The organism is Flavobacterium sp. 38-13 (assembly GCF_001899155.1).
In the GTDB taxonomy this organism is placed as follows: Bacteria; Bacteroidota; Bacteroidia; order Flavobacteriales; family Flavobacteriaceae; genus Flavobacterium; species Flavobacterium lindanitolerans.
In genome coordinates, this window is record NZ_MKVG01000023.1 from 12,915 (window position 1) to 27,300 (window position 14,386).

At 37.5% G+C, this 14,386-nt stretch carries 18 protein-coding genes; 9 read left to right on the forward strand and 9 right to left on the reverse strand.

The window, feature by feature from the left end; translation table 11 throughout:
• Positions 1-178: 178 nt before the first annotated feature.
• Positions 179-2,083: a sensor histidine kinase gene (locus BGO88_RS16770; protein WP_286707657.1), complete on the reverse strand. Its 1,905-nt coding sequence runs from the start codon at positions 2,081-2,083 to the stop codon at positions 179-181.
• 350 nt (positions 2,084-2,433) lie between these two features.
• On the opposite strand from BGO88_RS16770, the gene rbp reads away from it, so the two are divergent.
• From rbp to BGO88_RS16785, 3 genes are all read left to right on the forward strand, one after another.
• The gene (rbp, locus tag BGO88_RS16775; protein WP_056065543.1) at positions 2,434-2,709 is read left to right on the forward strand and encodes an RNA-binding regulator; all 276 of its coding nucleotides are present in this window, start codon (positions 2,434-2,436) and stop codon (positions 2,707-2,709) included.
• A 168-nt stretch (positions 2,710-2,877) separates the two neighbouring features.
• Entirely contained in the window at positions 2,878-3,312 is a 435-nt protein-coding gene (locus tag BGO88_RS16780) for a cold shock domain-containing protein (protein ID WP_056065548.1), read from the forward strand.
• A 15-nt stretch (positions 3,313-3,327) separates the two neighbouring features.
• A complete protein-coding gene (locus BGO88_RS16785) occupies positions 3,328-3,519 on the forward strand; it encodes a cold-shock protein (protein WP_056065551.1) in 192 nt (63 codons plus the stop codon).
• Between the two features lie 58 nt (positions 3,520-3,577).
• On the opposite strand, the gene BGO88_RS16790 is transcribed toward BGO88_RS16785, so the two are convergent.
• From BGO88_RS16790 to BGO88_RS16805, 4 genes are all read right to left on the reverse strand, one after another.
• Positions 3,578-4,636, reverse strand: a complete 1,059-nt coding sequence (locus BGO88_RS16790; RefSeq protein ID WP_056065554.1) for a 3-oxoacyl-ACP synthase III family protein — start codon at positions 4,634-4,636, stop codon at positions 3,578-3,580.
• Between the two features lie 210 nt (positions 4,637-4,846).
• The gene (locus BGO88_RS16795) at positions 4,847-5,296 is read right to left on the reverse strand and encodes a response regulator (RefSeq protein ID WP_286707658.1); all 450 of its coding nucleotides are present in this window, start codon (positions 5,294-5,296) and stop codon (positions 4,847-4,849) included.
• 246 nt (positions 5,297-5,542) lie between these two features.
• Positions 5,543-5,821 carry a hypothetical protein gene (locus tag BGO88_RS16800; RefSeq protein ID WP_286707659.1) on the reverse strand — a complete coding sequence of 93 codons (279 nt, stop codon included), beginning with the start codon at positions 5,819-5,821 and terminating at the stop codon, positions 5,543-5,545.
• Positions 5,805-6,038 (reverse strand): hypothetical protein, encoded by a 234-nt coding sequence (locus BGO88_RS16805; protein ID WP_143395031.1) that lies wholly within the window; start codon positions 6,036-6,038, stop codon positions 5,805-5,807. Before BGO88_RS16805 ends, BGO88_RS16800 begins: the two co-directional genes overlap by 17 nt.
• A 191-nt stretch (positions 6,039-6,229) precedes the next feature.
• Here BGO88_RS16805 and BGO88_RS16810 point away from each other — a divergent pair, with 191 nt between their 5' ends.
• Positions 6,230-6,985, forward strand: a complete 756-nt coding sequence (locus tag BGO88_RS16810) for an SDR family oxidoreductase (RefSeq protein ID WP_286707660.1) — start codon at positions 6,230-6,232, stop codon at positions 6,983-6,985.
• 125 nt (positions 6,986-7,110) lie between these two features.
• Complete coding sequence (locus tag BGO88_RS16815; protein WP_101472351.1) at positions 7,111-7,950, forward strand: mechanosensitive ion channel family protein; 840 nt, start codon at positions 7,111-7,113, stop codon at positions 7,948-7,950.
• 21 nt (positions 7,951-7,971) lie between these two features.
• Here BGO88_RS16815 and BGO88_RS16820 read toward each other — a convergent pair whose 3' ends face one another.
• The 3 genes from BGO88_RS16820 to BGO88_RS16830 all read right to left on the reverse strand — a co-directional run bounded on the left by BGO88_RS16820 (position 7,972) and on the right by BGO88_RS16830 (position 9,208).
• Positions 7,972-8,631: an MgtC/SapB family protein gene (locus BGO88_RS16820; protein WP_286707661.1), complete on the reverse strand. Its 660-nt coding sequence runs from the start codon at positions 8,629-8,631 to the stop codon at positions 7,972-7,974.
• Positions 8,628-8,879: a hypothetical protein gene (locus BGO88_RS16825; protein WP_286707662.1), complete on the reverse strand. Its 252-nt coding sequence runs from the start codon at positions 8,877-8,879 to the stop codon at positions 8,628-8,630. The genes BGO88_RS16820 and BGO88_RS16825 overlap by 4 nt, the downstream gene beginning before the upstream one ends.
• Before the next feature lie 77 nt (positions 8,880-8,956).
• Entirely contained in the window at positions 8,957-9,208 is a 252-nt protein-coding gene (locus BGO88_RS16830; protein ID WP_286707663.1) for a hypothetical protein, read from the reverse strand.
• A 200-nt stretch (positions 9,209-9,408) separates the two neighbouring features.
• Here BGO88_RS16830 and BGO88_RS16835 point away from each other — a divergent pair, with 200 nt between their 5' ends.
• From BGO88_RS16835 to BGO88_RS16850, 4 genes are all read left to right on the forward strand, one after another.
• Positions 9,409-11,586 (forward strand): hypothetical protein, encoded by a 2,178-nt coding sequence (locus BGO88_RS16835; RefSeq protein WP_286707664.1) that lies wholly within the window; start codon positions 9,409-9,411, stop codon positions 11,584-11,586.
• A gap of 6 nt (positions 11,587-11,592) precedes the next feature.
• A complete protein-coding gene (locus tag BGO88_RS16840) occupies positions 11,593-11,823 on the forward strand; it encodes a hypothetical protein (protein ID WP_245867842.1) in 231 nt (76 codons plus the stop codon).
• Between the two features lie 131 nt (positions 11,824-11,954).
• Positions 11,955-12,551 (forward strand): DUF4142 domain-containing protein, encoded by a 597-nt coding sequence (locus BGO88_RS16845; protein ID WP_286707665.1) that lies wholly within the window; start codon positions 11,955-11,957, stop codon positions 12,549-12,551.
• A 2-nt stretch (positions 12,552-12,553) separates the two neighbouring features.
• Positions 12,554-12,802 carry a hypothetical protein gene (locus BGO88_RS16850; protein WP_286707666.1) on the forward strand — a complete coding sequence of 83 codons (249 nt, stop codon included), beginning with the start codon at positions 12,554-12,556 and terminating at the stop codon, positions 12,800-12,802.
• A 64-nt stretch (positions 12,803-12,866) separates the two neighbouring features.
• Here BGO88_RS16850 and BGO88_RS16855 read toward each other — a convergent pair whose 3' ends face one another.
• Positions 12,867-14,045: a sensor histidine kinase gene (locus tag BGO88_RS16855; protein ID WP_286707667.1), complete on the reverse strand. Its 1,179-nt coding sequence runs from the start codon at positions 14,043-14,045 to the stop codon at positions 12,867-12,869.
• Positions 14,046-14,386: the final 341 nt, after the last annotated feature.

Below are 14,386 nucleotides of genomic sequence, written 5' to 3' on the forward strand. Positions count from 1 at the left end.
TAACCACTTACTCCCAAATATGACCTTTTGTTACTTCTTGCTTTAGGTTTCGCAAAAGAATTTAAACCTTTGAACTATTAAAGATGGGGGAATACGCACCCTATACCAGTTTACTGCGACAGGTAAATTAATAAATTGTGGGAGTAATTTTATTTTTTGCCTGTCCCTAACTGGTATATTAAGCTACAATTTTTGACTGTATACTTTCCTTGTCAACGGGGTTGGATGGAACTGCATAACTAAAGATACTACCAGCCGAGTTACGGTTTTCCGCCCAAATTCTTCCACCTAGTTTTACTATAAAATCCTTACTGAACGAAAGTGCTATGCCGGCACCTTCATGCATTGAGCCACCCTTACTGCTAATAGAAAACAGTTTTTCTATCTGAGTATGTGACAAGCCCGGTCCTTCATCTTTTACGGAGATAACAATCTCAGAATCGGTTTTAAATGCGTCTACAGCAATAGTCTTACCTTTAGGTGAGAATTTTAAAGCATTGGAAAGCAGGTTTCTATTTACAAATTGAAGCATTTCCTTGTCTGATGTGGCCAAAATACCTTCCGGCACATTATTGATAACCGTAATTCCTTTTTCATTGAGCTGCGCATTGTAGCCGCTAATGGCTTCGTCAAGTAACGAACGGATATCCACCGTTTCAAAATTAATTCTGAACTCTCCAAGTTGGCGTTTGATCCATTGCAGGGTAGCATCAAAATTTTCCAGCGTTCCGGAAATATCATTACTGATTGTCAGATAAAAAGATTCCTTTTCAGATTCGGTAAGTTCTGTATTACGCTCTAAGAGTCTAACCATATAGAGGGTTGAAATAAGAGGCGAACGGAAGTCATGTGCAAGAATAGAAACCAGGTTGGATTTCATGGCATCGGCTTCAGATAAGGAAGCATTCTTTTTGTCGATGATTTCATATAATGCGGCTTTCTTTTTAGAATCATTTCGGATTTTTTTATATGCCCGGAATAATAGCAATAGCAAAATACCGCACACTATTGAAAAGACGGTCAATATTATGATAGTCTGTCGTGATGCTTTCTGTGATCGTTCCAGTTCCTTGTTATTTTCCTGTATTTGGTAATAATGCACATAATCTCCAATAAATTTTTCCAGGCTGGCTTGCCGCTTTAATTGTGCCGCAATCATCTTTTCGCTTAATTCGCGTTCTTTTTCAATATTCCCGCTCATTTTTGCGAACCGCAGCATAGAAAATAAGACCGGGGCTTTTAATTCATCATAACCATTAGATTCTATTATGGCCAGCTGTTCTTCCATATATTTCAGCGCTAGTTCCGGATTGTTAGCGTTAAATTCTGCCATAGCGTTAAGTCCCTGGAGCTGTAATCGCTCAAGTTTGGCTGCTTTTGCCTCCTCAAGTGAACTTTCCAATAACGGTAATGCTTTATCTCTGGCGCCGCGCACCATATAAAAAATGCCAAGAATCTGCTTGTTGCCAATAAGGAGTGACTGGTCGTTTAGTTTTTCTCCAATTTTATTAGAACGTTCCAGATAATACTGAACACTGTCTTCAGAAAGCTGTGGATTTGCCATGCAATAATTGGCATATACTCTGCTCATGATGCTGTCTGTCGGCATACTTTTTCCAATTTTCAAAGCTTGCCTGTTATATTCTACGGCCCGAAGCTGGTTTCCGATTTGCATCTGTAGGCTCGCAAAATTCATGTAGAGCTGCACCGTATTTTGTTTGTCGCCCATTTTTTCATAATCGGCAAGAACCTGGCCGAATATTTTTACAGCCTCATTACTAAGTCCCTTTAAGGCTAATGAGATTCCAATTACATTTTCTGCATCAACGGCTCCCTTTTTATACCGGATTCTTCCGGCAACAGTACGGGCATTCATCGCATAAATCAAACTGCTGTCCGGATTTTTCATATGCATCAGCATACCAATACGGTTGATTTTGTTGACATATGAAATACTGTCCTTTACATGTGGCAGACTCTTTTGAAGTTTCTGTATTTCCTGGGTTTGGGAATGGGAATAGGAAATGCAGAGTAAAAACAGAGCCAAAAACAAAATATTTTTTAAGGGGAATAATTTGGGCATCTTCTTATTTTTTTGTAAAAATAAGGATTAAAATCATGCGAAGCGGTTTTTGATAAAGTAAGAATAATAATATGATATTTTTCCTTGCTTATTGAAAGTTACAGAGGAAGTTTTTTATAAATAATGTTCGGAATAAAAGCCGGAAATCTCTCGAATTGATTTCAATAGCTTTTTATTTTTAAAATAAAAAAATATATTTAGTTGATTATCAATTATCATTGACTACATTTGTTGCGATATTATATAACAGGTTTCTGTTGCCTTCTCTGGAATAGTTTAAAACACTCTTTTTCTCTCTCTCAGTTTTTGCTTTCTCAGGTGCCATTTTTTAATCTTAAAATTATTTACTTATGAATATTTTTGTTGGCAATCTGAGTTTTAAGACTTCAGAAGAACAATTGTTCGACTTATTTGCTTCTTATGGAGAAGTAACTTCAGTTAAAATCATTACAGACAAATTTTCCGGAAATTCCAGAGGCTTTGCCTTTGTTGAAATGCCTGAACAGGAGGAAGCGCAGAATGCTGTAGACAACCTGAACGATTCTGAGTTTGACTCACGTACAATGGCAGTAAAAGAAGCAATGCCAAAAGAAAACGATACGCGTTCCAGAAAAAAACACTATTAGAAATCAGTATTTCATTTTGGTCATTATTCGTTTGTAAACGATTCAAGGATGGTTAGGCTTTTAACCAACGGATATGATTAGCCTATGTTCATGCAATGAACTATATGGGAATGATAATTCCATCTTAAAAGTAAATCCTCATTTCCATTTAAATAAAAAGTACCCAATATGGCAGATTCGTTTTTTAAAAAAGAAAACAATAAAAAAAAACAAAAGAAGCAGCAGGATAAAATTTCCAGAAGAGAAGAACGAAAAACAAATAACAATAAAGGGAAAGAGCTTGATGATATGATTGTTTATGTCGATATCAATGGAAATTTCACTTCATTGCCGCCCCATGCTCAGAACAGGGAAGAGGATGCTGCTAAAGCCAGGCAATCTAAAAAGGCAGAAATGATTACGGAAGACACAATTTTTTCGGGCATAGTTTCCTATATGAGCGAGAAAGGCTACGGTTTTATTACAGAAGAAAACAGCAATGAAAATATTTTTTTCCATTACGGACAATTAAATGAAGCTGTTAAAAAACATGATGTAGTACATTATAAAAAAGAAAAAACACCAAAAGGATATCAGGCAACAGATATAAAAAGCAATAAATAACAAATAAAAAAAGAGATGCAAGAAGGCACAGTAAAATTTTTTAATGAATCTAAGGGATTTGGATTCATTTCACAAGACGGAAGCAACGAGGATATTTTTGTCCACAGTACCGGATTATTGGATAAAATTAATGAGAACGACAAGGTTGTTTTTGATATTGAAAAAGGTCAAAAAGGTTTGATGGCCGTAAATGTCAAAAGAAGATAATTACCTGTATTTGTTTGTAAGAAGGTGTATAAAATTTAATTTATACACCTTTTTATTTTTAAAAACGGTACACAAAAGCATTGATGTTCATTCCGGCTCCTACAGAAGCAAAAAGAACAATATCGTTTTCTTTGATTGAATGCTGTGGCAGCTCGTTTTTTAAAATCATGGTTAACAGTGACGGAATTGTAGCCACACTACTATTTCCAAGCTTGTGTATTACCATGGGCATTATATTTTCGGGCACCGGAGTTTTGTAAATTTTATAAAAACGGTTTACGATTGCTTCGTCCATTTTTTCATTGGCCTGATGGATGATTATTTTAGAGAGGTCATTAATAGAATAACCGCTGTCATCCAGGCATTTTTGCATGGCACCGGGAACATTCAAAAGGGCAAATTCATAAATTTTCCTACCATCCATCTTCAGGTACCGTATATTGGGACAGTTTTCATTATTATACGATTTTCCAAAATACAGGTAATCTTTCTCGTTAAGGGTAAAAGAACCGGAGAGATGTGATTTTATTCCCGATTCGTCATTGCTGGTTTCAAGAATAGCGGCACCGGCACCATCAGCATAAATCATACTATCCCTATCATGCGCATCGACTACACGCGTAAGGGTTTCCGCTCCAATAACAAGGCATCTTTTGGCTATTCCCGATTTGATAAAGGCATGCGCCTGTATCATGCCTTCAATCCAGCCCGGACAGCCAAATAAGACATCATAGGCTACACAAAAATTATTTTTGATTTTTAAAAGATGCTTGACACGCGATGCAAGGCTTGGAACCATATCAGATTGGATTGTTCCTGTACGGACATCGCCAAAATTATGCGCGAAAATAATGTAATCAAGTGTTTCTGGGTCGATTCCTGAATCTTCTATGGCAGATTGGGCGGCCAAAAAGCCTAAATCAGAAGCGACCTGATTAGGATGCGCATAACGTCTTTCCTCAATACCGGTAATTTCTTTCAGTTTACTCGCAATGGTTGCATTGTCTTGTTTTAAGGCATCTCCCGCCTGGTCTAAAAAGTGATGCTTGTCAAAAAATAGATTGGTAATGGCCTGGGAAGGTATATAGTTTCCCACGCCTATAATTTTACTCGTCATTAATAAAGGTCACTTTTTACAGTAACTTCATTTTATGAAGAGAATTAAAGTGATGCGGTAAATATAATGATTTTAGATTATATGCTATTTTATTATCTGATTCTTTTGTATTTCAATGCACTGTTTTAATGGTTGTCAATAGTTTTCATAGTGTGTCTTTTGTAAATGTATATTGCATTTAGAAGAGGTTTACTTCATTTTGCACTACTATCAGGTAACAAATACAAAGGTCTCGCGGTCCAGACCCGAAGAAAGAAATTGCCAGTTGACATGAATTACCTTGGCAATTGTATCTCTTAGGGTTTCAAAATTATTGGGTTTTGTAATATAGACATTGGCACCGGCAATCAATGTATCTTCAATATCTTTTTCTGCGGAAGAAGTCGAATAGATTACAACAGACAATTGTCTGTAGCGGTCATTCTTCCTCATTTCCCGTAATGTTTCCAGACCACCCATAATGGGCATGTTCAGGTCCAGAAAAATAATGTCCGGGACAGTTTCGTTTTCATTCAGGTAATTTAATACCTCAAGGCCATTCTGGAACATCAGGAGTTGATTCCCGGAATTCAACTGAGAGAATGCCTCTTCGAAAATCATACGGTCTTCCGCATCATCATCCACAAGAATAATGTGCATTTTTTCGTTTAGGTTTTTCATTCTTGGTGCAAATTAAGGGACAAATAAAATTATAAATCCACTACTTAAACAAATGTTAATGATTTCTAAAAAAAATAGTAAAAAATACACCCATTTCTTTGCTTTTCCGGATAGGAAAAAGAAAAATCAGCTTTCGGTACGCAGTGGGGTAATGGCAAAATCGTGAACAATTTGCTCGTCGAAAGAGTTCATAGGACAAACATCGAATTCTTTTAAGCAATAGCTAAGGTATCCTAGTGTAAGTTTTTAATTCTTTGAGGAGAGAAAGGAAATCTTAAATCCGTCGAGATATCCCATCAAAAAAGCTTTCAGGTATTTTTCTCTTTCCGGTGTTTCTATTCTCAATTCTTTCATAATCAACTGTAAGACAGCAATGTTGACACTTGTGTCTTCTTCTTCAAATGCCTGATTACATCCCAGATTGTACAATTCAATAGGAATTCGGTCATGAATACCTAACAGTAAGAGGGTCTCGATATAAAAAAGAGAAGTACTGTTCATGTCCTTACTATTGATTTTTAGCATTGGGTGGTGTTATTTCACCCTTTACAGAGTCTTTACCAGTTGATAATCGTGAAGCATCGTTCTGTATTGAATCGCCTTCCGGTTTTGTGGCAGGGAGTACAGTATCGGCTGAGGTTGGCGGGTTTTTAATATCAGATTCAATACCGTCTTTTCGTCTATTGCAGGAAACGATGGAGTAAAAAATTAGCAACAGACATATAGTTTTTAATTGGGACATGGCTTTTTGTATATTATTGTGCAATAGTAAAGTTAAACAATTCTTAAAGAGCCGTTTTATATTATTACAGAAGATTGTTATATCTCGCCAAAGTCTTTTTAAGGGCATTTACAAACAAATAATAAAATTATATAAGGCAGGCTGCTCTGGAAATTCCGAATTTTATTTTAGTAAATTTTAAAATAACAATCATGAAACAGAGAGATATTTATACGCTTGCCTTGTCAGATAAAGTAATATTGGTAACAGGGGGCACAACAGGAATAGGAAGAGCTACAGCCCATCTTTTGGCATCATTGGGAGCCAGGGTATTCATTACCGGACGCCATCAGGAACAATTAGAAGAAACATTGCGTGACGGTAAGACCATTTATCCGGATGCCATGTTATCGGGTATTGTTTCAGATTTGTCTTCTGAGGAAGGAATCGAAAAAGTATTCCAGGCAATGGAATCTGAATTTGGTGCTATTGACATATTGGTCAACAATGCAGCTTTGTCTGCCAACAGTGCTGCTGAAGGCAATTATAAAGAATGGAGCTATATTCTCAATACCAATCTTTTAGGATATATAGCTTGTGCCAATGCGGCAATCAGCAGAATGAAAACAAAAAAGGGAGGACAAATTGTTAATGTCGGGTCTATGAGTGCCGAAATTCGGGAAACCGGTAGCAGCGTGTATGTGGCAACCAAATCAGGAATACAGGGGTTTACTGCCGCATTGCGCAAAGAACTCAATCCGGACCAGATCAAGGTTACGCTGATAGAACCCGGAGCCGTAAATACAGATATGCAACCCGGAAGCGGTGAAGAACGCCAGGAGAAAGTCGATGCTATGGAAATGCTTGATGCCTGTGATATTGCAGAAGCTATTGCTTTTTGCCTTTCGCGTCCCAGTCATTGTGATATAGTAAGCATGCAGATTCGTCCGCTTAAACAAATTATATAAGCATTTGGAGGAAGATCATGATTTCAGATTTATGATTTTAGATTTATGATTTTAGATTTATGATTTTGGGTAATAGGGTTAGATGGCTGCAATGTTGGCCCTGAATTTTTTATAAAAGTCACTTGATGGAAACCTTGAACCAATATTTCCAAAAGGCTGTTCATACCACAACGGCTTTTCTTCCACATTTACTATCAGCTATTATTACACTTGTAGTAGGATTCATAATTATCCGGCTTTTCCGGAAATTTATGATGAGGCTCATTGAGAAGAAACGTTTTGACGCTACACTTCTTAAATTCGTAATGGATGTGGCAGTATGGACAATGCGTGCGCTGCTCTTTGTGAGTATTATTACCAAACTTGGTGTAGAAACATCAGCTTTTGTAGCGGCTATTGGAGCAGCTGGTCTTGCTATTGGACTTTCACTTCAGGGTTCCTTATCTAACTTTGCCGGCGGTTTGCTGATTATTCTTTTTAAACCGCTACGGGTTGGTGATTATGTGGAAGCCCAGGGAGAAGCAGGAACAGTGGCTGCAATTTTTATTTTTAGCACAAAAATCATTACCGGAAACAATCAATCCATCTACCTTCCAAACGGAGCCTTGTCTAATGGAATTATCAGAAACTTTTCAAAGGAAAAGTTACGCCGTGCCGAAATTACGCTGAGTGTGAATCATGACAGTGATATTTCGCTGGTAAAGGCGCTATTGTTTAATGTTATACGTTCTGACAAAAGAATACTTCAACTGCCTGAACCTGCGGTTATGATTAAAGACATTACTGCAGATGCGCTGCTGCTGTCTGTATTGATGTGGACAACAAACGAAGACTACGGATGGGTTGTCTCTGACTTTTTGGAAAATATTAAAAAATCGTTTAAAGAACAGGGCATTAGCAATCCGGCTCCCAAACGCGAGATTATTATTGAAATTAAAAACTACCGGGATACAAAAGAGAAATAAGTGCTAAAAAAAGATTCTTTATCATTTAAATCTGATTTTTTGAACAACAGGAAGTAATTTCAATTCGTTGGTCAAATGCAAAACATCAGTTTTAGCACCAACAAAATGGGCTTTGACGGTATATTTTTTATTTTTCTTTTCCATTGCCAAAAGAGAAAAATTCAAATGGTACGAAATTAATTTTTCAAGCAACAGCGTACCTTCTTCCTTTTTATACAATCGGACGGTCATTCTGTGTTCACGGACTTGCGACTTTTTATTCTGCAATTTTTGAACAACATACAAGATGAGTACTGTAATAATGGTGGCTACAAGACCTGTAATATACATTCCGCCACCAATGGAAAGTCCAACAGCTGCGGTAGCCCATAATCCGGAAGCGGTAGTCAGTCCTTTGATATTTCCCCGTTTAAGAATTAATATGATTCCTGCACCCAGATAGCCAATACCGATAACTACTGAAGAAGCAACACGCGAGGGGTCCAATTCTACATTAGGATAGCCTAAAATATCAGAAAAACCAAAGCAGGAAACGAGCATAACCAATGTAGAGCCCATACAGGCTATCATGTGCGTTCTAATACCGGCAGCCCAATCTTTTCGTTCGCGTTCAAATCCTATCATGCCACCTAAAAGTGCTGCAAACAAAAGCCTTGCTATTATTTCATACCATGCAATCATACTTTAGAAGCGAGTTTTTCTACTATTTTTTCCATATATCTTTTCCCTTCAGCCATAGCCTCCGGACTAAAATTATTGTCTTTAAAATATTTTTGTGCAAAACTTTCCAGGTTTTCTTCAAACTCCTGTAAAAAGCTTTGCACAAAAATAAAATGCTCTGTTTTATCCTTACTTCTTCCTTTTTCCAGGGAATACTTTATCTCATAGCTGGCAAACAGGATAATGATAGCTTCTCTAAATTTTTCCATACCTTTTCAGTGTGCTCATTAAACAAGACTTTATAGCCGGGTCAAAAAAATAAAGTTTATGAGATTTTTTAAGGTGGCTACTCATCTGCTTTGTCATGTCCCTCAACCTTCACAATCTTATTGTAGATGCCAAGTAACAGGAAAGGGGCAACCCACTGGCCAAAAAAAAGGCTGGTATGTTTCATCCCCATTATTTTAAGTGTTGCAGATATGCCCATCGCACTCAATCCGGCATACAGGAATAAATCTGATGGCAGTTTTGAAGTCTGCTCCTCAATTGCCTTTGCGACTTTTCCTTCTTCTCTTTCTTCATTGATTAAATTTTCCATAAGTTTTTTTTAAATGGTTATAATGTAAAGTGACAAAAAAATATGTTTTCCTTACTTATATAATACTGAACAGAAGTTATATAGTAGTCCATAAGGACTGGTTCAGACAAAAAATTAACATATAAATCCTGTGTGAGATTATATAAAAGCTCTTTACAGGGGGAGGTCTAAATTTATACTGCTAAAGCCTTAAAACAAATATGGATAAAAAGTTTACCTCATGGACAGCCATGGCGCAGTCTGATATTGAAACAGCAGAACTGATTGCCTCAACATTACAATCCGGTTTTAATTTTGAACTTTTCAATACCGGCGATTCCCTATGGATTGTAGCCGTTTGGCCTGATAAAACAAGAACTGCTTTCAGGATAGCTTTTGCATTAAATGGTCATTTTGAAAATGTTGTGGTAACAGACCGCAAAGGCCTATTACAAATCAGAGCCAATACCCGTTTGGGAAAATACAATTCAGAAGTAAGCTTTCCTGAAAAGAAAGGACATCTAGTGAGATATACTACCACTTTTGAAGCTGATTTTTCGTTCTGTATTCCCTTCTGGCCAAGAGATATTGTTCCGTTAACTAAAACAGGAAGTTTTGAAAATACGTCGGCGAAAATTCATACCAGCCAGATTGGGACGCGTTCCGGACTAATTTATTTCAGCCTGACACGGCCTAAAACCGGCTCTGTATTTTATTTTCAAAATCTAAGTGCACTTTCGGATTATTGCGAAGCTACCCAAACGTCTATTGGCGAAACCGTAGGCGGTGAATGGCCGGAAATAGGGTTTCAATTGCCGGTATCGCAAGAAAATCCGTTACCAGCCGGAAAAAAAGTAGTGTTGACAGATGCGTTTGTATTGCTGAGCGAAACAGTTCCCGTATCGGAGCCGGAAATTACCCAATCTTTTATAGAAAATCTTGCGAATGTTTATATACACCTGCCAAAACCTGATACGGAATACCATGACTGGTTATCACTCAGCCAAAAAGCAATGGACGACTTGCAACATAATAAAGGTTGTTGGACACAGGCAGACGGAATTCCTTACCTGAATGCTTATTTATGTGACTATAAAACTCCTCCTGAAATAATGGTACAGCTGTCGGTATTGCTTCCGCTAAAAGAGTTTTCAGACTGGAAAAAGATAAAACCGGAATTATATAATGAGTTGAAATGTACATTGCCGGAATTTTATGATGACCGTATTAAAAGTATTGTCCGATGGCTTCCTGCACTTAGTGAGGAACTCGATAATTCTGAGGAACAGAAAAAAGAAATGGTCATGGATTCCTGGTACCTGCATCATCCGCTCATGAATCTTGCAAGGTTAGCTTTGGCGGGTGATAAAATCTCTAAGAAATTACTATTAAAGTCTGTTGATTTTGCAGTTAAAGTAGCCAGACATTTCAAATATGAATGGCCTGTATTTTATAAAATGGATACCCTCGAAGTGATACGGAAAGAGACAGAGCCGGGGAGAGGAGGTGAGAGAGATGTGGCAGGTTCCTATGTCCATTTAATGTTGTTGGTGTGGAAACTTACGGATAATCCGCTTTATTTTAGAGAAGCAGAAAAAGCAGCAAGGAAACTGGAAGGATTGGGTTTCGATATATTTTACCAGGCCAATAATACGGCATTTGCGGCGACGGCGCTTTTGGAATTGTTCAAACTGACCGGAAAACAGAATTATCTCGAATCAAGTTTCGCCTGTTTGGCGGGGTTGTTCAAAAATGTGAGGCTTGCGGAATGCAATTATGGAAACACAAAGCATTATCCCAATTTTTTTACTGTATTTCCACTCAATGAAGCACCTTATTCGGCAGCTTATGAAGAAGTTGAAGTATATGCAGCGCTCTATGATTATGTGTTGTCTTCAGAAGGAATTACCATGCCGTCAGGATTATTATTGCTGCTATCTGAATTTATAAAATATTCGCTGTCACGAATGCCCTACTACTATCCGCCAATGCTACCACGCGACATTTTATCTGACGAAGTCCGGACAGGAGAACTGCAACATTCGCTTTGGATTCCGTTGGAAGACCTTAATGACGGATGGGAAAAAGCGGGGCAGGTAGGACAGGAAGTATATGGGGCCGGATTGCCTTTTGCCGTTGTATCAAGGCAATATTATAGACTGGAGGAAGAAGACCTTCTGTTTTTTGTGGACTATCCGGTTAAAGGATTCCGAAAAATCAGCAATAGTTTGCACTTCCATACATTAGGTTCTTCATTGATGCCTTGTCATGTCTATATAATTGGTCATCGGGAGCATAAGGTTAGCACACATACTGATACTATTGCCTCAAAATCAATAGCACCAGGGCTGATGCAATACGCAATCACAGGCAACAGCAAGGTCAAAATCAGTTGGTAATTCATTATGATGGTTACTTATAAAAATAGCAGCGGACAATCCGGAATCAAGGCATACGAAATCGTACCGGAAGGTATTGCTGTGCAGTTTATGGATGGTGACATCTATCTTTATACTTATGCCAGTACAGGAAAAGAGGCTGTTGAAAAAATGAAAAAGCTGGCTGTTTCGGGTAAAAAACTGGCTACTTATATTTCACAAAATGTTCAGGACAAATTTGAAAAAAGACTACGCTGAATAACAGACAAATCTTTGAAGAGTCAGGTTGAAATAATTAATGATGTAATATTTTAAGAACTATCCTGTAAATTTTAAGCCAATAACAATTTGTAAATTAGTTGTTTAACCATAATCAATAAAAAGAAACTATGAAAACGAATAAAATTCTTAAGAATCTATTTTTTACGGGAACGATTATCTTATTTGCTTTTGTCTTTAATTCCTGCAAAAAGGATAAAAACATTGATGCTAAAGAAATTGCACAGGAAGAAAATGAAGAAAAGTTTGATAACTCCAAACAGGATGAAAAAGACTCCCGTTATTTGGTAGAGGCGGCAGAAACAGACAGTAAGGAAATTGAAATTGGAAAACTTGCCCAGGAAAAGAGTACTGACCCTGATGTTAAGGCTTTTGGAAAAATGCTGGTAGACGACCACTCCCAATCTGCCGGAGATGTCAAGAAACTGGCTGCAAGAAAAAATATCTCATTGCCGGATTCAATGACGGAAGAGGCGCGAAAAGAATATGACGACCTTAATAAAAAGAGCGGATTGGATTTTGATAAAAAATTTGCCGAAATGATGGTTAAAGGTCATGAAAAGGCAATCGATAAAATGACTGAGGCGGCTGAAGAAGCGGCAGATGAAGAAATCAGATATTGGGCAACCAACAAAATACCAACGCTGACGGAACACCTTGAACACGCAAAAAGCCTTAAGGAAAAAATAGATAACCGTAAAAAATAAGTATGATGAAAAATAGTGATAAATACATATTCCTGCTCATTCTTATAGCCTGTATGGTTATGATATTGTCATGCAGGGATAACAACACCAACCGATATGAATCTGATGGAGCCAGCCAAAAGGAAACGTTTACTAATGAAGGAACCATTAGTAGCGGTACAAAAGATACTATGAACAAGCCGGGAACAGCTGTAGGTCCGACACAAAGAGATTCGGCTGCACTCGAAGAAGGCAGGCGAAGGTCAGATTAATCAGATTTGTTTTTAGGAATATTATAAAGCCCGCATTGCGGGCTTTACATATTTTTATGCTTGCTTAAACAGGAAAATAGCATTTAAAAATCGCCCCATTTCCATCAGATATGGCAACAATATGCCCGTTGTGCAAATCCATAATCTTTTTGCAGACAGCCAATCCAATTCCGGAACCTTTGTATATACTCCTGTCATGCAATCTGAAAAAAATGGCAAATAAATTTTCTGCCTGATTTTGGTCAAATCCGATACCATTATCTTCAATGCTTATTTCGTACATTCCTTTGCATGCTCCTTCAGAACATACAGAACTACTTATCTTAATTTCCGGATTTTTCCCTTTCGGCAGGAATTTTAGTGCGTTATCAATTAAATGATAAAACAGAAGCGACAGTAATAAAGGATATCCTGTAATGGCCGGGAATATCCCGGAACGTGTGATAATTGCCTCTTTTTCACTGATTTTTTGTGCCATATCTGAAAGAAGTGCATTGAGCAGTTCTTCCAAATCAACAGATGTCAGATTGCTATCCATGGCCGGAATCCTGGAAAACGAAACGATGTCTTCTGTCAGCAATTTTAGCTTTTGTATGGCGCCCTGGGCTTTTCTAATGTTGGCCTTTCCGGCATTACTAATGTTGGGAGCATCTGTCTTGATAATAAATTCCAGATACATATATAATGATTGCAAGGTTTCCCTGTAATCATTTGCGGCGATATTATTAAATGTAGTTAGCTCCGAGTTTAAGGATTCAAGTTCACGGTTTTTCTGGCTGAGTTCCTTATTGAGCGCATTTATTCTGTCATCGGCCAATTTTCGTGCCGTTATATCAGAAGTTGAAGTTGCCACTCCATCATTCAGTTTTACAACAGATTGGTAAAACCAGCCGTCAAACTGCTCATTTACATAATGCTTCTCATATTGTTGAGGTATGCCCGTTTCAGTTACCTCGACAAAGCTGTTAAATATTCCGGTATGAACAACACCCGGATTGTTTTTCAACAGGCTTTGGCCTATAACATCACCATAATAGGTTTCTGAAGTATAATTATTCAGGACCCATATAAAATCTATTATTTTACCTTTTTCATCACGGACAGCTTCAAATACCTGAACCATATCCAATGAACTGTCCAGAGTAGCCTGCAAGAGCTCTCTGTTTTTTTCCAATTCCGCATTTCGTTGTCTCAACTCGTTTTCGAGATGAGACATATAGCCTTCATCTGTTTTTTTCTTCATTCTTGGTTATGACTTGTGCGCCTTTTTTACCGAAACACATTTTACCGGAAAGTCAAATTGTTATTGCATGGAAAGAACGAATCGTAATTCGATATTTCCACCTTGAGATTTAGGTTGAATTGTATAAAATTTTTGGTGCTATTTTCCTTTCCGTAACGTAGTTTTTGTACGAACAGGTTTTATAAATAAACATCAATATTCTCGCTAGACCTAAGAAGATTTAGCAGTAAGCAATATGCTTGTGAAGTAAAATGTATGAATCAAAGTGACACGCACTGTGGAGCAAATATATATAAAAAGACAGTTCTTTTTTTAATTTGCCGGGATATAAATTTTAATAA

What these genes read in the sequence shown, in the direction of transcription:
- BGO88_RS16825 (WP_286707662.1), bottom strand. Translation starts at nt 8,879, where the DNA reads ATGGAAAAATTTAGAGAAGCTATCATTATCCTGTTTGCCAGCTATGAG.
- BGO88_RS16795 (WP_286707658.1), bottom strand. Translation starts at nt 5,296, where the DNA reads ATGAAAAACCTAAACGAAAAAATGCACATTATTCTTGTGGATGATGAT.
- rbp (WP_056065543.1), top strand. Translation starts at nt 2,434, where the DNA reads ATGAATATTTTTGTTGGCAATCTGAGTTTTAAGACTTCAGAAGAACAA.
- BGO88_RS16820 (WP_286707661.1), bottom strand. Translation starts at nt 8,631, where the DNA reads ATGATTGCATGGTATGAAATAATAGCAAGGCTTTTGTTTGCAGCACTT.
- BGO88_RS16780 (WP_056065548.1), top strand. Translation starts at nt 2,878, where the DNA reads ATGGCAGATTCGTTTTTTAAAAAAGAAAACAATAAAAAAAAACAAAAG.
- BGO88_RS16845 (WP_286707665.1), top strand. Translation starts at nt 11,955, where the DNA reads ATGAAAACGAATAAAATTCTTAAGAATCTATTTTTTACGGGAACGATT.
- BGO88_RS16835 (WP_286707664.1), top strand. Translation starts at nt 9,409, where the DNA reads ATGGATAAAAAGTTTACCTCATGGACAGCCATGGCGCAGTCTGATATT.
- BGO88_RS16785 (WP_056065551.1), top strand. Translation starts at nt 3,328, where the DNA reads ATGCAAGAAGGCACAGTAAAATTTTTTAATGAATCTAAGGGATTTGGA.
- BGO88_RS16790 (WP_056065554.1), bottom strand. Translation starts at nt 4,636, where the DNA reads ATGACGAGTAAAATTATAGGCGTGGGAAACTATATACCTTCCCAGGCC.
- BGO88_RS16770 (WP_286707657.1), bottom strand. Translation starts at nt 2,083, where the DNA reads ATGCCCAAATTATTCCCCTTAAAAAATATTTTGTTTTTGGCTCTGTTT.
- BGO88_RS16800 (WP_286707659.1), bottom strand. Translation starts at nt 5,821, where the DNA reads ATGCTAAAAATCAATAGTAAGGACATGAACAGTACTTCTCTTTTTTAT.
- BGO88_RS16810 (WP_286707660.1), top strand. Translation starts at nt 6,230, where the DNA reads ATGAAACAGAGAGATATTTATACGCTTGCCTTGTCAGATAAAGTAATA.
- BGO88_RS16805 (WP_143395031.1), bottom strand. Translation starts at nt 6,038, where the DNA reads ATGTCCCAATTAAAAACTATATGTCTGTTGCTAATTTTTTACTCCATC.
- BGO88_RS16855 (WP_286707667.1), bottom strand. Translation starts at nt 14,045, where the DNA reads ATGAAGAAAAAAACAGATGAAGGCTATATGTCTCATCTCGAAAACGAG.
- BGO88_RS16830 (WP_286707663.1), bottom strand. Translation starts at nt 9,208, where the DNA reads ATGGAAAATTTAATCAATGAAGAAAGAGAAGAAGGAAAAGTCGCAAAG.
- BGO88_RS16850 (WP_286707666.1), top strand. Translation starts at nt 12,554, where the DNA reads ATGATGAAAAATAGTGATAAATACATATTCCTGCTCATTCTTATAGCC.
- BGO88_RS16815 (WP_101472351.1), top strand. Translation starts at nt 7,111, where the DNA reads ATGGAAACCTTGAACCAATATTTCCAAAAGGCTGTTCATACCACAACG.
- BGO88_RS16840 (WP_245867842.1), top strand. Translation starts at nt 11,593, where the DNA reads ATGATGGTTACTTATAAAAATAGCAGCGGACAATCCGGAATCAAGGCA.